The organism is Xanthomonas sp. BRIP62418 (genome assembly GCF_003993495.1).
Taxonomy (GTDB): domain Bacteria; phylum Pseudomonadota; class Gammaproteobacteria; order Xanthomonadales; family Xanthomonadaceae; genus Xanthomonas; species Xanthomonas euroxanthea.
Map to the genome: position 1 here is coordinate 160,246 of NZ_QEZG01000034.1, position 14,940 is coordinate 175,185.

At 64.0% G+C, this 14,940-nt stretch carries 12 protein-coding genes and 1 tRNA gene; all 13 read left to right on the forward strand.

The annotated features are described in order from the left end of the window. The first annotated feature begins 107 nt into the window (after positions 1 to 107). Positions 108 to 2,486: a phenylalanine--tRNA ligase subunit beta gene (gene pheT / locus EO174_RS09460; RefSeq protein ID WP_126944038.1), complete on the forward strand. Its 2,379-nt coding sequence runs from the start codon at positions 108 to 110 to the stop codon at positions 2,484 to 2,486. 21 nt (positions 2,487 to 2,507) lie between these two features. Next, on the forward strand, positions 2,508 to 2,807 hold the full coding sequence (locus EO174_RS09465; protein ID WP_002811076.1) for an integration host factor subunit alpha: 300 nt from the start codon (positions 2,508 to 2,510) through the stop codon (positions 2,805 to 2,807). Further along, a complete protein-coding gene (locus EO174_RS09470; RefSeq protein WP_005995911.1) occupies positions 2,788 to 3,144 on the forward strand; it encodes a MerR family transcriptional regulator in 357 nt (118 codons plus the stop codon). Before EO174_RS09465 ends, EO174_RS09470 begins: the two co-directional genes overlap by 20 nt. Before the next feature lie 60 nt (positions 3,145 to 3,204). Continuing rightward, positions 3,205 to 3,281, forward strand: a tRNA-Pro gene (locus EO174_RS09475). Between the two features lie 472 nt (positions 3,282 to 3,753). Continuing rightward, positions 3,754 to 4,452 (forward strand): polysaccharide biosynthesis/export family protein, encoded by a 699-nt coding sequence (locus EO174_RS09480; RefSeq protein ID WP_164739129.1) that lies wholly within the window; start codon positions 3,754 to 3,756, stop codon positions 4,450 to 4,452. Continuing rightward, positions 4,434 to 5,873 carry a GumC family protein gene (locus EO174_RS09485; protein ID WP_104582010.1) on the forward strand — a complete coding sequence of 480 codons (1,440 nt, stop codon included), beginning with the start codon at positions 4,434 to 4,436 and terminating at the stop codon, positions 5,871 to 5,873. The genes EO174_RS09480 and EO174_RS09485 overlap by 19 nt, the downstream gene beginning before the upstream one ends. 244 nt (positions 5,874 to 6,117) lie before the next feature. Further along, positions 6,118 to 7,572 (forward strand): undecaprenyl-phosphate glucose phosphotransferase, encoded by a 1,455-nt coding sequence (locus EO174_RS09490; RefSeq protein ID WP_104582011.1) that lies wholly within the window; start codon positions 6,118 to 6,120, stop codon positions 7,570 to 7,572. A 94-nt stretch (positions 7,573 to 7,666) separates the two neighbouring features. Further along, on the forward strand, positions 7,667 to 8,953 hold the full coding sequence (locus tag EO174_RS09495) for a polysaccharide biosynthesis protein GumE (RefSeq protein ID WP_164740161.1): 1,287 nt from the start codon (positions 7,667 to 7,669) through the stop codon (positions 8,951 to 8,953). Beyond that, complete coding sequence (locus tag EO174_RS09500; RefSeq protein WP_126944044.1) at positions 8,950 to 10,041, forward strand: acyltransferase family protein; 1,092 nt, start codon at positions 8,950 to 8,952, stop codon at positions 10,039 to 10,041. The genes EO174_RS09495 and EO174_RS09500 overlap by 4 nt, the downstream gene beginning before the upstream one ends. 13 nt (positions 10,042 to 10,054) lie before the next feature. After that, on the forward strand, positions 10,055 to 11,143 hold the full coding sequence (locus EO174_RS09505) for an acyltransferase family protein (protein WP_126944047.1): 1,089 nt from the start codon (positions 10,055 to 10,057) through the stop codon (positions 11,141 to 11,143). Between the two features lie 67 nt (positions 11,144 to 11,210). Further along, positions 11,211 to 12,353 (forward strand): glycosyltransferase family 4 protein, encoded by a 1,143-nt coding sequence (locus EO174_RS09510; protein ID WP_115677731.1) that lies wholly within the window; start codon positions 11,211 to 11,213, stop codon positions 12,351 to 12,353. After that, on the forward strand, positions 12,350 to 13,399 hold the full coding sequence (locus EO174_RS09515) for a glycosyltransferase (protein ID WP_104582015.1): 1,050 nt from the start codon (positions 12,350 to 12,352) through the stop codon (positions 13,397 to 13,399). Before EO174_RS09510 ends, EO174_RS09515 begins: the two co-directional genes overlap by 4 nt. A 17-nt stretch (positions 13,400 to 13,416) precedes the next feature. Beyond that, a complete protein-coding gene (locus EO174_RS09520) occupies positions 13,417 to 14,901 on the forward strand; it encodes a lipopolysaccharide biosynthesis protein (RefSeq protein ID WP_164740154.1) in 1,485 nt (494 codons plus the stop codon). Positions 14,902 to 14,940: the final 39 nt, after the last annotated feature.

The following is a 14,940-nucleotide window of genomic DNA, read 5'->3' on the forward strand; positions in this document are numbered from 1 at the left end:
ATTCGGGATTCGGGATTGGGGATTTGCAACAGCGCCCCGGTCCGCCCCGGACTCCGTCGACGCGTTTTTGCTAATCCCCAATCCCGAATCCCCAATCCCGGCTCCTCATGAAATTCTCTGAAAATTGGCTGCGCAGCCACGTTCCCATCCAGGCGAGCCGCGACGAGCTTGCCGCGACGCTGACGGCGATCGGTCTGGAGGTCGAAGAGGTCACGTCGTTGGGCCAGGCACTGGGGCAGGTGGTGGTGGCGCGTATCGTCGAGGCGGTACGTCATCCGGAAGCCGACCGTCTGCAGGTCTGTAGTGTCGATGCAGGGCAGGGCGAGCTGCTGCAGATCGTGTGTGGCGCGCCCAACGCGCGTGCCGGTCTGGTGGCGCCTTTGGCGCTGGTCGGTGCAAAGATCGGCGAACTGACCATCACCGCGGCCAAGCTGCGCGGGGTCGCGTCCAACGGCATGCTGTGCTCGGCCAAGGAACTGGGGCTGGACAGCGACGCGTCCGGCCTGTTCGAGCTGCCGGACGATGCGCCGGTGGGCCAAGCCCTGGCCGAGTATCTGGGGCTGCCCGATGCCAGCATCGAGATCAAGCTCACGCCCAATCGTGCCGATTGCTTCAGCGTGCGCGGTATCGCCTTCGACGTGGCGGCGGCATGCGCCAGCGAAGTGGTGGCCTTCGATGCCGGTGTCGTGGCGCCGGTGTCCACGCGCACGCTGGCGGTGGAGTTGCTTGCCGGTAGCGAGGCGCCGCGCTACTGCGGACGCGTGATCGAAGGCATCGACCCGGCCGCGAAAACGCCGGTGTGGCTGGCCGAGCGGCTGCGCCGCAGCGGCGTGCGTCCGGTCTCGCTGCTGGTGGATGTCACCCAATACGTGATGCTGGAGCTTGGCCAGCCGATGCATGCGTTCGATCTGGATACGCTGCAGGGCCCGATCGGTGTGCGCCGATCGCGCGGCGGCGAGCAGCTGGCGTTGCTGGATGGGCGGCAGGTCACGCTGGACGACAGTTTCCTGACCATCACCGATGCCGATCGCCCGGTGGCGCTGGCCGGCCTGATGGGTGGGCTGGACACGCGCGTCACCGAGACCACGCGCAACGTGTTCCTGGAGTCGGCGTATTTCGACCCGGCCGCGATCATGGGCCGTGGCCGCAAGCTCGGGCTGCATACCGATGCCGGTCATCGCTTCGAGCGTGGTGTGGATCCGGCGCTGCCGCCCCAGGCGATCGAAGTGGCGACGCGGCTGGTGCTGGAGCTGGCCGGTGGCACGCCGGGCCCGGTGGTGTATGCGCAACTGCCGCAGCATCTGCCGCAGCCGGCGCGGATCCTGCTGCGGCGTGCGCGGATCGCGCGCGTCCTCGGTATCCGGATCGACGATGCCGAGGTCGTGCGCATTCTGGGCGCGCTCGGCATGCAGCTGGAGGCGGTTGCCGAAGGCTGGCAGGTGATGGCGCCGAGCCGTCGCTTCGATATCGCCATCGAGGAGGATCTGATCGAAGAGCTGGCGCGTATCCACGGTTACGACCGCGTGCCGACCACGCTGCCGGGCGGGGCAAGCCGGATTGCGATGCCGAGCGAGACCCAGCTCGACGAGCTCAGCGTGCGCCGCCAGCTGGTGGCGCGCGAGCTGCAGGAAACCATCAATTACGCCTTCGTCGATGCCACCTTGCTGGAGCGCTGGCAGCTGACCGACGGCCTGGTGCCGCTGGCCAATCCGCTCAGTGCCGAGCTTGCGATCATGCGTCCGCGCCTGCTGCCGGGCCTGGTGGCGACGCTGGGCCGCAATGCCGCCCGCCAGGCCGGCCGCGTGCGCCTGTTCGAGCTGGGCAAGGTGTTCGCTGCTGCCTCCGAGGTTGGCGCTGCCCCGCAGGAGTCGCAGCATGTCGCCGCAGCCGTGTGTGGCGATGCCCTGGCGCTGCAGTGGGGCGAGCCGGCGCGCAAGGTGGACTTCCACGATCTGAAGGGCGACCTGATGGCGCTGGCGGCGGCCAGCGGCGCGGTGCTGGACTTCCAGCCCTCCGCCCAGCCCTTCGGGCATCCGGGGCGCTCGGCCGACATCCATCGCGACGGCGTTTGCATCGGCTGGATCGGGCAGGTGCATCCGCGCCTGGCCAAGGCCTTGGACATCGACGTGGATGTGATCGCGTTCGAGCTGCAACTGACCGCGTTGGTCCAACGCGCGCTGCCGCGTGCCGGTGAGCTGTCGCGGTTCCCTTCGGTCCGTCGCGACCTGGCCTTCCTGGTGCCGGAAGAGGTGAGCTGGGCGGCCCTGTCGGCCAGCGTGCGCACCACGGTCGGGCCGTTGTTGCGCGAGGTGCAGCTGTTCGACCGCTATGTCGGGCAGGGGGTCGAGCCAGGTTTCAAGAGTCTGGCTATGGGCTTGATTTTGCAGGATAACTCGCGCACTCTCACCGACCGGGACGTCGACGCAGTCGTTGCCGATGTGGTGGCCGTGATCGAGCGCGAGCACCGCGCCCGGATCCGGAGTTGAGGCGGTAACCAGGGGATTGGCATGGCATTGACGAAAGCGGAGATGGCCGAACGTCTGTTCGACGAGGTCGGTCTGAACAAGCGCGAGGCAAAGGAATTTGTCGACGCGTTCTTCGATGTGCTGCGCGATGCGCTGGAGCAGGGCCGTCAGGTGAAGCTGTCCGGTTTCGGCAACTTCGATCTGCGGCGCAAGAATCAACGGCCCGGTCGCAATCCCAAGACCGGTGAGGAAATTCCGATCTCGGCGCGCACGGTGGTGACTTTCCGTCCGGGCCAGAAGCTCAAGGAGCGGGTGGAGGCTTATGCTGGATCCGGGCAGTAATCGCGAACTACCGCCAATTCCGGCCAAGCGCTACTTCACCATCGGCGAAGTCAGCGAACTGTGCGACGTCAAGCCGCATGTGCTGCGCTATTGGGAAACCGAATTTCCGAGCCTGGAACCGGTCAAGCGGCGCGGCAACCGGCGCTACTACCAGCGCCACGATGTGCTGATGGTGCGCCAGATCCGCGGCCTGCTGTACGAGCAGGGCTACACCATCGGTGGCGCACGTCTGCGTCTGGAAGGCGATGGCGCCAAAAGCGAGTCGGCACTGAGCAACCAGATCATCAAGCAGGTGCGCATGGAACTGGAAGAGGTTCTGCAACTGCTGCGCCGCTAGGAAAACGTTTCACAAAGCCGCTATAATCGCAGGCCGCCCTCGTGGCGGAAGCAACATCTTCGGGGTATAGCGCAGCCTGGTAGCGCACTAGTCTGGGGGACTAGTGGTCGTCGGTTCGAATCCGGCTACCCCGACCAAACACAGAGCCCATGTCTTTACGGACATGGGCTTTTTTGTTGCGCCGCAACATGCGGTCGGCGGCGTGTCATGCGGGTGACACGATATGCATATCGGCATATTGCAGAGCAGCATGAAAGCACTGGTCGCGTCCGTTTCATCGCGGTCCCGTTCGCATGGACCTGGGTCACGGAATGTGGCTAAGTGTCCGAAAATGCTCTGAATCAGTCGCGCTGGATTAGTACGTGGATCACGTTTTGTTAACGGTGTAACGACGAACTTGAATCAATAGGCCAACGCCGTCAAAAAAATGGCGAGCAGCGTCTTGCGATGCCTTGGTTCTATGCCATAGTGCGCTGCAACACGTCACACCTGTCGTGATCCCGAGCGTCTTGGGATGAATTTCTCTGTCGTACGTTCTTGCTGGCGTGTTAGCCGGTCGAATGCTGCGCGAGGTCCTGTCCCACCCAACCGAGGCAGCCAGCCACACGCATGAAAAAACTGATCGGACGATTCTGCCAAGGCCTCAGCCTGGCGTTGATCTGCTCGATGGCACTGGGCGCATGCAGCACCGGTCCGAAGATGGCGGACTCCCTGCCGCTTCCGGATCCGCTCGCAATGTCGGCAGTGCAACCGGAGTATCGACTCGCCCCAGGCGACCTGTTGTTGTTCAAGGTGTTCCAGGTCGATGACCTGGAGCGGCAGGTCCGCATCGATCAGAACGGCCACATCTCGCTGCCGCTGATCGGCGACGTCAAGGCGGCCGGCCTGGGCGTCGGCGAGCTGGAAAAGCTGGTGGCAGACCGCTACGCCGCTGGATACCTGCAGCAGCCGCAGGTATCGGTGTTCGTACAGGAGTCCAATGGTCGCCGGGTGACGGTGACCGGTGCGGTCGACGAGCCGGGGATCTATCCGGTGATCGGCGCCAACCTGACCCTGCAGCAGGCCATTGCGCAGGCCAAGGGTGTCAGCACGGTGGCCAGCCGCGGCAACGTCATCGTGTTCCGCACCGTCAACGGGCAAAAGATGATCGCCAGATTCGATCTGACCCAGATCGAGAAGGGGGCCAACCCGGACCCTGAGATCTACGGCGGCGACATCGTTGTGGTGTATCGCTCGGACGCACGCGTCTGGCTGCGCACCATGCTGGAACTGACCCCCCTTGTGATGGTGTGGCGCGCTTACCGATGAGTATGAATTCAGACAATCGTTCCTCCCCGTCTCATCGTCATGGGCATCTTGAGCTGGCCGACGTTGGCTTGCTCGACTACTGGCGCGCGCTGGTGTCGCAGCGCTGGTTGATCATCCTGATCACCGTCGCGGCCGTGGCGCTGGCCTTTGGCGTCACCCTGCTGATGCCGGAAAAATACCGCGCCACCAGCACGCTGCAGATCGAGCGTGATTCGCTTAACGTGGTGAACGTCGACAACCTGATGCCGGTGGAGTCGCCGCAGGATCGCGATTTCTACCAGACCCAGTACCAGCTGCTGCAGAGCCGTTCGCTGGCCCGTGCGGTGATCCGCGAGGCCAGGCTCGACCAGGAGCCGGCGTTCAAGCAGCAGGTCGACGAGGCGCTGGAAAAGGCCGCTGCCAAGAATCCGGAAGCCGGCAAGTCGGTCGACTCGCGCCAGGCCATCATCGAGCGCAGCCTGACCGATACGCTGCTGGCCGGGCTGGTGGTCGAGCCGATCCTCAATTCGCGCCTGGTCTACGTCAACTACGATTCGCCGGACCCGGTATTGGCGGCCAAGATCGCCAACACCTACACCAAGGTCTTCATCGTCAGCACGCAGGAACGCCGCATCAAGGCGTCTTCGTTCGCGACCAAGTTCCTGGCCGAGCGTCTGGAGCAGTTGCGCGACAAGGTGGAGGACTCGGAGAAGAATCTGGTCACCTATTCCACCGACGAGCAGATCGTGTCGGTGGGTGATGACAAGCCATCGCTTCCCGCCCAGAACCTGAGCGACCTCAATGCGATGCTGGCATCGGCGCAGGATACCCGCATCAAGGCCGAGGCAGCCTGGCGTCAGGTCAGCAGCGGCGATGCGATGTCGCTGCCGCAGGTGCTGAGCAACCCGCTGATCCAGAGCCTGCGCGGCGAGCAGATCCGCCTGAACACCGAGTATCAGCAGAAGCTGTCGACCTTCAAGCCGGACTATCCGGAAATGCAGCGCCTGAAGGCGCAGATCGAAGAGTCGCGCCGCCAGATCAATGGCGAGGTCATCAATATCCGCCAGTCGCTCAAGGCGACCTACGACGCGTCGGTGCACCAGGAGCAATTGCTCAACCAGCGCATCGCCGGATTGCGGAACGATGAGCTGGACCTGCAGAGCCGCAGCATCCGCTACAACATGCTCAAGCGCGACGTCGATACCAACCGCCAGCTCTACGATGCGCTCCTGCAGCGCTACAAGGAGATCGGTGTGGCGAGCAACGTCGGCGCCAACAACGTGACCATCATCGACACCGCAGACGTGCCTACGTCTAAGACTTCGCCGAAACTCAAATTGAACCTCGCCTTGGGCTTCATCTTTGGCGTATTTCTGGGCGTGGCTGTGGCTCTGGTGCGCTACTTCCTGCGAGGCACGCCAGCGCAGGCGCGGTTGGACTGACATCGTGGTGTTGCACAACGATGGGTTAATTGAAGTGACAACTGATTCAGCGTGGAAAAGGTTGGATCCCGTATGTTTCGGGCTCCTTCGTTTGAAAGTTTGTCTCTGTTGAAACAAAGGGCTGTCGTGCGATCTGGGGTCGGTAGGTATTACCGCGGTGATCGCTCGACGGAGATGATTGAAAGCTCGCGTGCGATTCGTATGTTCCCCCGCATGCACCGTATCGAGTTTGGAGGACATCCCCATGCTTTTGGCAGACTTGAGTAGCGCGACTTACACGACATCCTCGCCGCGATTGTTGTCCAAGTATTCGGCTGCAGCCGACCTGGTCCTGCGTGTCTTCGACCTCACCATGGTCGTGGCTTCCGGGCTGATCGCCTATCGCATCGTCTTCGGTTCCTGGGTGCCTGCGGCACCGTACCGGGTCGCCATCGCCACCACGCTGCTGTATTCGGTGATCTGCTTTGCGCTGTTCCCGCTGTATCGCAGCTGGCGCGGTCGCGGGCTGTTGAGCGAGCTGATGGTGCTGGGCGGCGCGTTCGGCGGTGTGTTCGCGCTGTTTGCGGTGCACGCACTGATCGTGCAGGTCGGCGAGCAGGTGTCGCGCGGCTGGATCGGCCTGTGGTTCGTCGGTGGCCTGGCCTCGCTGGTGGCGGCCCGCACGGTGCTGCGCGGCTTCCTCAATCACCTGCGCACCCAGGGTGTGGACGTGCAGCGGGTGGTGGTGGTGGGTCTGCGCCATCCGGTGATGAAGATCAATCACTACCTCAGCCGCAATCCCTGGGTCGGCATGAACCTGGTCGGCTATTTCCGCACGCCGTACGACATCGCGGTGACCGAGCAACGTCAGTCGCTGCCGTGCCTGGGCGATCCGGATGCGCTGATCGAGTATCTGCAGGACAACCAGGTCGAGCAGGTGTGGATCTCGCTGCCACTGGGCGAGCGTGACCACATCAAGCAGCTGCTGCAGCGCCTGGATCGCTATCCGATCAACGTGAAGCTGGTGCCGGATCTGTTCGACTTCGGCCTGTTGAACCAGTCCGGCGAGCAGATCGGCAATGTGCCGGTGATCAACCTGCGCCAGGGTGGTGTGGACCGCGACAACTACTTCGTGGTCGCCAAGGCACTGCAGGACAAGATCCTGGCCGTGATCGCGCTGATGGGCCTGTGGCCGCTGATGGCAGCGATTGCGGTCGGTGTGAAGATGAGTTCGCCGGGTCCGGTGTTCTTCCGCCAGCGTCGTCATGGTCTGGGCGGTCGCGAGTTCTACATGTTCAAGTTCCGCTCGATGCGTGTGCATGACGATCATGGCACCACCATCCAGCAGGCGACCAAGAACGACAGCCGCATCACCCGTTTCGGTGCGTTCCTGCGCCGGAGCAGCCTGGACGAGTTGCCGCAGATCTTCAACGTGCTCGGTGGCAGCATGTCGATCGTGGGTCCGCGTCCGCACGCGGCGCAACACAACACCCATTACGAAAAGCTGATCAATCACTACATGCAGCGCCATTACGTCAAGCCGGGCATCACCGGTTGGGCGCAGGTCAATGGATTCCGTGGCGAAACCCCGGAGCTGCGCACGATGAAAAAGCGCATCCAGTACGATCTGGACTACATCCGTCGCTGGTCGCTGTGGCTGGATATCCGCATCATCGTGCTGACCGCAGTACGTGTGCTCGGACAGAAGACCGCGTACTGATGATGGCGGGGAGTGTGCGACCTGGCGCGCCGAGCGCCGTGGGCGGCTGCATTGCAGCCGCCCCTCTCAAGCAGGCGTCTGCATGCTGATCCGAATGAGCGACGAGGCCCGCGTTCGCTGGCACAACCTGCTGATTGAACTGACGCTGCTGGTCGGCGTCGGTTACAACCTGGTGCTGGCGCTGATCAATGCGAACGTGTTCACCGTGCGTCCGGTGATCACCTACGCGGTCGAGTTCATGGTCTATGCCGCGTGTTTCCTGCTCGGCCTGGGCTCGATGAGCCGCAAGCGCATCGCCTTGATCATCAGCGGCCTTGGGCTGATCGTCACCTTGATGTTCCTGCGCTTCCTGGTGAACTGGCAGGTCGATCCGAAGTTCTTCCGCGACGCGCTGGTGGTGTTTGCCTTCGTGGTGCTTGGTTCGGCCTATACCGGGTCGGTACCCAAGCTGTTCGTGCGCATGACCATCATCGTGTCGTTGGTTGCGGCGTTCGAGTTGGCGACGCCCAGTGTCTACGGCGATCTGGTCAACCCGAAGAGCTTCTTCGTCAACGCGCGCGGCATGAGCGCGGAGGGGTTCTGGAACGAAGACAGCAACCTGTTCGTCAGCGCCACGCGACCGGGCGAGCGCAACTTCCTGCCCGGTTCCAATCTTCCGCGCGCCTCCTCGATGTTCATCGAGCCGGTGACCATGGGCAATTACATCTGCTTCTTTACCGCGATCGTGCTGGTGTTCTGGCGCTGGATGCGGCCGGCGATGCTGCTCCTGTCGGTCGGCCTGATCGGCTTCATGATCGTGGCCTCCGATGGGCGGCTTGCGGCGGGCACCTGCGTGCTGATGGTGCTGCTGTCGCCGCTGTTGAAACGCCTGGATCAACGCCTGGCCTTCCTGATTTTCCTGGTCGTGATCATGACCGCATGGTTGCTGGTGTGGATCACCGGGATCACTGCCTATCAGGACAACACGATGGGCCGGGTCTTCTTCACCGTCAATTCGATGAATAACCTGTCCTTCAACTCATGGATGGGCCTGGATTTTGCGCAGGCGTACCGCTACTTCGACAGCGGCATCGCCTACTTCATCGCATCCCAGTCGATCGTCGGCGTGCTTGCGTTCCTGCTGTCGTATTCGTTCCTGTTGTTGATGCCGAGCAAGGAAGGGCAGCTGTTCAAGAACCTGGCAATCTTTGCGTTCGCGCTGAGCTTGCTGGTGTCCAATGGTTACTTCTCGATCAAGACCTCGGCATTGTGGTGGTTCGTGTGCGGCTGCCTGTGGCACATGCGGCCGACCTGGTCTGCTGCAAGCATTGCGCAGCAGACCAGCCAGGATCTGTCCGACGATGAGGCACGATTGCCACTGCCCGCGGGAGGCGCACGATGAGTGTGGCGGCAACGCACGCACCGCAGCCGGTTGCACCGGTGGCCGGCGTGCACGTTGCCAACGGCGGGCGCAGCCGCGACCCGCGCATTGATGCCACCAAGGCCCTGGCGATTCTGCTGGTGGTGTTCTGCCACGCCAAGGGCGTGCCGCATGCGATGACGCTGTTTGCCTACAGCTTTCATGTGCCGCTGTTCTTCATAGTGTCCGGCTGGCTGGCGTCCGGCTATGCGTCGCGGACCACCGGGTTGGCGCTGACGATCCGCAAGCAGGCGCGCGGCCTGCTGCTGCCGTATGTGACGTTCTATCTGCTCGGTTACGCCTACTGGTTACTGACGCGCAATATCGGCGAGAAGGCGGCGCGGTGGGGCAGCCATCCGTGGTGGGAGCCGATCGTGGCGATGTTCACCGGTATTGGCCCCGATCTGTACGTGCAGCCTCCGCTGTGGTTCCTGCCGGTGATGCTGGTGACGGTGCTCAGCTATTTCGTGCTGCGCCGCTGGATGCCGCCGGTGCTGATCGCGGTGGCGTCGCTGCCCCTGGCCTGGTGCTGGATGGGCTGGTTTCCGGGCCAGCAGCTGCGACTTTTCTTCGGCCTGGACGTACTACCGGTGTCGCTGTGCTTCTACGCGCTGGGTGCCTTGCTGGTCCACATCTCCGCACGTCTGCCGACCTCCTTGCCGGTGAGCGCGCTGGTGACGCTGCTGCTGGCCTTGCCGGTGGCCTGGCTGGCCGATCGCAATGGCCGGATCGACGTCAACATGCTGGAATTCGGCCGCAGCCACGCCGGGTTCATGCTCGGTGCGGTGCTCGGCTCATTGATGGTGATCTGCGCGGCGCGGCTGGTGCAGGGCTGGGCCTGGATACAGTGGATCGGCCGCAATACCTTGCTGATCCTGTGCACCCACATGCTGGTGTTCTTCGTGCTTTCCGGTGTTGCAGCGTTGGCCGGCGGATTCGGTGCCTCGCGCCCCGGGCTGGGCTGGGCAGTGTTCGTGACGGTGTTTGCGTTGCTTGCGAGCGTGCCGCTGCGTTGGGTGCTGATGCGTTTTGCGCCGTGGACCCTGGGTGCCCGCCCGGTGGCGGCATGACTGGCGCTGCGGCATGACCACCGCACCGTATTCCAGCCCGGCCGGGCACGGCGACCTGGCGGTCAAGGCTGCGCCAGCGCCTGCATTGACCCGCGATTGGCAGATCGATGCAGCAAAGGCACTGGCCATCGTGCTGGTGGTGTTGGGACATGCCAACGGCATGCCGGCCGCCTACAAACTGTTTGCCTACAGTTTTCATGTCCCGCTGTTTTTCGTGCTGTCCGGCTGGGTCGGCGAGCGCTTCGGCCACCGCGCGATGACGGTGGCGACGATAGGGAAATTGGCGCGCACGTTGCTGGTTCCCTACCTTGCGTTTTTCCTGGTGGCCTACGCCTGCTGGTTGCTGATGGGAGTGACCAGCCGCGCGCCGCATCCCTCGCATGTCCTGCCGTGGTGGGATCCCTTTGTCGGTCTGTTCTGGGCCAACGGCACGCGCCTGTACGTGCTGCCGGCGTTGTGGTTCCTGCCGGCCTTGTTCGTCACCACGCTGGCCTACATCGCCTTGCGCACGCGCCTGACGACGGCCGCCCTGGCTGCGACCAGTCTGCTGCTCGCATTGGCATGGGCGGGCTGGTTTCCGTCATTGCATCTGCGGCTCCCGTTCGCGCTGGATGTAGTGCCCGTTGCGCTGTTCTTCATCGCCGTGGGCGGATGGCTGTCGCGCCATGCCGATGCACTGCGCGCGCTCGGGGCCGCGGTCTGGGCAGTGGCCCTGCCGGTGCTGGCGGCAGCGTGGTGGTGGCTGGCCGGATGGAACGGGCAGGTGGACGTGAACAATCTGCAGTTCGGGCATTCCGCTGCGGTGTTCCTGCTGGTCAGCCTGCTGGGTACTGCAATGACCTTGTGTGTGGCCTACTTCGTTCGGCAGTGGCGGTGGCTGCAATGGATCGGCGGCAATACCCTGCTGATCCTGTGCACGCACACATTGGTGTTTCTGGTGCTCACCGGCGTGGTGGCACGAACGGGCGTGATCGCACCTGGCACGATCGGCACCCCAGCCTGGGCAATGGGCCTGAGTGCGTTCGCTATCGTTGCCAGCGTGCCGATGCGCGCGGTGCTGGTGCGCATTGCGCCGTGGATGTTGGGATTGAAACGTAAATGACGAGCTTCCAGAATGATTGGCCGAACATGCAGATGTCTCTGCGTCGCTGGCACAGGAGATTGGCGTAATGAAAGTGGTGCATGTCGTCCGCCAATTCCACCCTTCGATCGGAGGCATGGAAGAAGTCGTTCTCAATGTGGCCCGTCAGCATCAGGCCACCAGCGCCGATACGGTGGAGATCGTGACCCTGGATCGGGTGTTTACCGATCCGGGTGCGCAGCTTGCGGCGCAGGAGACGCATCAGGGCTTGCCGATCAGGCGCATCGGGTATCGCGGCTCCTCGCGTTATCCGTTGGCGCCGTCGGTGCTGGGCGCGATCCGCTCGGCCGACCTGGTCCACCTGCATGGCATCGATTTTTTCTACGACTATCTGGCACTGACCAAGCCGCTGCATGGCAAGCCGATGGTGGTGTCCACGCACGGCGGTTTTTTCCATACCGCATATGCCTCGCGGATGAAGCAGCTATGGTTTCAGACGCTCACCCGCACCTCGGCACTGGCATATGCGCGGGTGATCGCCACCAGCGAGAATGACGGCGAGCTCTTCGCCAAGGTGGTGTCGCCGGCACGTCTGCGGGTGATCGAAAACGGCGTGGACGTGGAGAAATACGCAGGGCAGGGCGCAGCAACGCCGGGGCGGACCATGATGTATTTCGGCCGCTGGTCGGTGAACAAGGGCCTGATCGAAACCCTGGAGCTGCTGCAGGCGGCGCTGCAGCGCGATCCGCAGTGGCGGTTGATCATCGCCGGGCGCGAATACGATCTGAACGAGGCCGACCTGCGCAAGGCGATCGCCGAGCGGGGCCTGCAGGACAAGGTGCAGCTCAGCATGTCGCCCTCGCAGGAGCAGCTGCGCAGCCTGATGCAGCAGGCGCAGTTCTTCGTCTGCCTGTCGCGCCACGAAGGCTTCGGCATCGCCGCGGTCGAGGCGATGAGTGCAGGCCTGATTCCCATCCTCAGCGACATCCCGCCGTTCGTGCGCCTTGCCAGCGAATCGGGGCAGGGCGTGATCGTCAACCGCGACAGGATCGATGCGGCCGCAGACCAGGTGCAGGCGCTTGCGCTGCAGGCGGACGTGGATTTCGACGCGCGTCGCGCAGCGTCCATGGCCTACGTGGGCCGCTACGACTGGAAGCATGTGGTCGGGCGCTACGTCGATGAATACCACACCGCGTTGGGCACCCGTCGTCCGCAGGAGGCAGTGCGATGAGCGCGCCTGCATCGGCAGCGACTGCGCGGGCGGCCGCGCAGCCACAGGTCACCGTGCTGTTCTCTACCGAAAAGCCCAATGCCAGCACCAACCCGTATCTGACCCAGCTGTACGCGTCGCTGCCCGATGCAGTGCAGCCGCGCTTCTTTTCGATGCGCGATGCGCTGTTGTCGCGCTACGACGTGCTGCATCTGCATTGGCCCGAATACCTGCTGCGCCATCCCAGTTCTGTCGGCACCCTGGCCAAGCAGATGTGTGCGGCGCTGTTGTTGCTCAAGCTGCAGCTGACCGGCACGCCGGTAGTGCGCACCCTGCACAACCTGGCGCCGCACGAGGATCGGGGCTGGCGCGAGCGCGGCCTGTTGCGCTGGATCGATCGGCTGACGCGTCGCTGGATCCGCATCAACGCAACCACGCCGCCGCGACCGCCGTTCACCGACACCATCCTGCACGGCCATTATCGCGAGTGGTTTGCACAGATGCCGCAGGGCACGCCGGTGCCGGGGCGGCTGCTGCACTTCGGCCTGATTCGCCCGTACAAGGGGGTAGAGACGCTGCTGGAGGTGATGCGTCAGGTCGATGATCCGCGCCTGAAGCTGCGTATCGTCGGCAACCCGGCCACGCCGCAGATGCGCAGCCTGGTGGAGGAGGCCTGCGCGCAGGATCCGCGCATCAGCGCCTTGCTGGCCTATGTCGAAGAGCCGGTGCTGGCACGCGAGGTCAGCGAGGCCGAGCTGGTGGTGCTGCCGTACCGGCAGATGCACAACTCCGGCACCTTGTTGCTGGCGCTGTCGCTGGCACGCCCGGTGCTGGCGCCGTGGAGCGAATCCAATGCGGCGATCGCCGAAGAAGTCGGTCCGGGCTGGGTATTTCTTTACGAGGGCGAATTTGATGCGGCATTGCTGACCGGCATGCTGGACAAGGTACGCGCCGCGCCGCGCGGTGCGGCGCCGGATCTATCGCAACGCGACTGGCCACGGATCGGGCAGCTGCACTACCGCACCTACCTGGAAGCGCTCGGCAAGGATGGAGACGCCGCGCTGTGACCGCAGAGATCCCGACGATGAATCCCCCCACGCCGCCGCCACAGCGCAGCCTCGGTTCGCGCGCTGCCGGTGGCGCAGCGGTGACCATGATCGGCCAGTCGGCCAAGATGGTCGTGCAGTTCGGCGGCATCATCCTGCTGGCGCGTCTGCTGACGCCTTACGACTACGGCCTGATGGCGATGGTCACCGCCATTGTCGGTGCGGCCGAGATCCTGCGCGATTTCGGCCTGTCTGCCGCTGCCGTGCAGGCCAAGCATGTCAGCCGCGAGCAACGCGACAACCTGTTCTGGATCAACAGCGGCATTGGCTTGTCGCTGTCGGTGGTGGTGTACGCCTCCGCCCATGTGATTGCCAACTTCTACAAAGAACCGGCGCTGGTGACGATTTCCCAGGCGCTGGCGGTGACCTTCCTGATCAACGGCATGACCACGCAGTACCGCGCGCATTTGAGCCGCGGATTGCGGTTTGGCCAGGTTGCGCTCAGCGATGTGGGGTCGCAGGTGCTGGGCCTGGGTGCGGCCGTCGCTGCTGCCTTGCTGGGTTGGGGATACTGGGCGCTGGTGGTGCAGCAGGTGGTGCAGGCGGCGGTCAATCTGGTCATCGCCGCCAGCTGCGCGCGCTGGTTGCCGGGCGGCTATCAGCGCTCGGCGCCGATGCGTGACTTCATGAGCTTCGGCTGGAACCTGATGGCCGCACAGCTGCTGGGCTATGCCAGCCGCAACGTCGGCCAGGTCATCATCGGTTGGCGTACCGGCCCGGACGCACTGGGCCTGTACAACCGCGCATTCCAGTTGCTGATGATGCCGCTGAACCAGATCAACGCGCCTGCCACCAGCGTGGCGTTGCCGGTGCTGTCGCAGCTGCAGGACGACCGCGAACGCTTCAGCGCCTTCCTGCTGCGCGGGCAGACGGTGATGGTGCATCTGATCGTGGCGCTGTTCGCCTTCGCCTGTGCGCTGGCCATGCCGCTGATCGTGCTGGTGCTCGGCGAGCAGTGGCGCGAGGCCGTGCCCCTGTTTCAGGTGCTGACGCTGGGCGGTATCTTCCAGACGGCGTCCTATGCAACCTACTGGGTGTTCCTTGCCAGGGGCCTGATGCGCGCGCAGTTGCTGTTCTCGCTGGTGAGCCGCATCGTGCTGATCGGCTGCATCTTCGTCGGCTCGCGCTGGGGCGCGATGGGCGTGGCAATCGGCTATTCGTTCGGTCTGCTGGTGACCTGGCCGTTGTCGCTGGTCTGGGTCGGCAAGATCTCCGACGCGCCGGTGGGCGCGCTGTTCACCAATGCGGTGCGCGCGATGACTGCGTATGGCGTGGCGGGGGGATGCGCGTATTACGCCTCCATCACCGTCGGTGGCCCGCTATGGCAGCAACTGGCCGTCGGTGCGGCCACGATGGCGGCGGTCTGCCTGCTGGCGTTGGCGATCTGGCCGGCGTTCCGTCGCGACGTGATTGCCATCCTCAATATCCGCAAGTTGCTGAAGCAGGCCAAGGCACGCCAATGAGATCGACGTTGCCTTCGCCTGCGTTCGTGCATGCTTTCC

Excerpts from the sequence above, each read along its gene's own strand:
- pheT (WP_126944038.1), top strand. The coding sequence starts at position 108 with ATGAAATTCTCTGAAAATTGGCTGCGCAGCCACGTTCCCATCCAGGCG.
- EO174_RS09465 (WP_002811076.1), top strand. The coding sequence starts at position 2,508 with ATGGCATTGACGAAAGCGGAGATGGCCGAACGTCTGTTCGACGAGGTC.
- EO174_RS09470 (WP_005995911.1), top strand. The coding sequence starts at position 2,788 with ATGCTGGATCCGGGCAGTAATCGCGAACTACCGCCAATTCCGGCCAAG.
- EO174_RS09480 (WP_164739129.1), top strand. The coding sequence starts at position 3,754 with ATGAAAAAACTGATCGGACGATTCTGCCAAGGCCTCAGCCTGGCGTTG.
- EO174_RS09490 (WP_104582011.1), top strand. The coding sequence starts at position 6,118 with ATGCTTTTGGCAGACTTGAGTAGCGCGACTTACACGACATCCTCGCCG.
- EO174_RS09495 (WP_164740161.1), top strand. The coding sequence starts at position 7,667 with ATGAGCGACGAGGCCCGCGTTCGCTGGCACAACCTGCTGATTGAACTG.
- EO174_RS09500 (WP_126944044.1), top strand. The coding sequence starts at position 8,950 with ATGAGTGTGGCGGCAACGCACGCACCGCAGCCGGTTGCACCGGTGGCC.
- EO174_RS09505 (WP_126944047.1), top strand. The coding sequence starts at position 10,055 with ATGACCACCGCACCGTATTCCAGCCCGGCCGGGCACGGCGACCTGGCG.
- EO174_RS09510 (WP_115677731.1), top strand. The coding sequence starts at position 11,211 with ATGAAAGTGGTGCATGTCGTCCGCCAATTCCACCCTTCGATCGGAGGC.
- EO174_RS09515 (WP_104582015.1), top strand. The coding sequence starts at position 12,350 with ATGAGCGCGCCTGCATCGGCAGCGACTGCGCGGGCGGCCGCGCAGCCA.
- EO174_RS09520 (WP_164740154.1), top strand. The coding sequence starts at position 13,417 with ATGAATCCCCCCACGCCGCCGCCACAGCGCAGCCTCGGTTCGCGCGCT.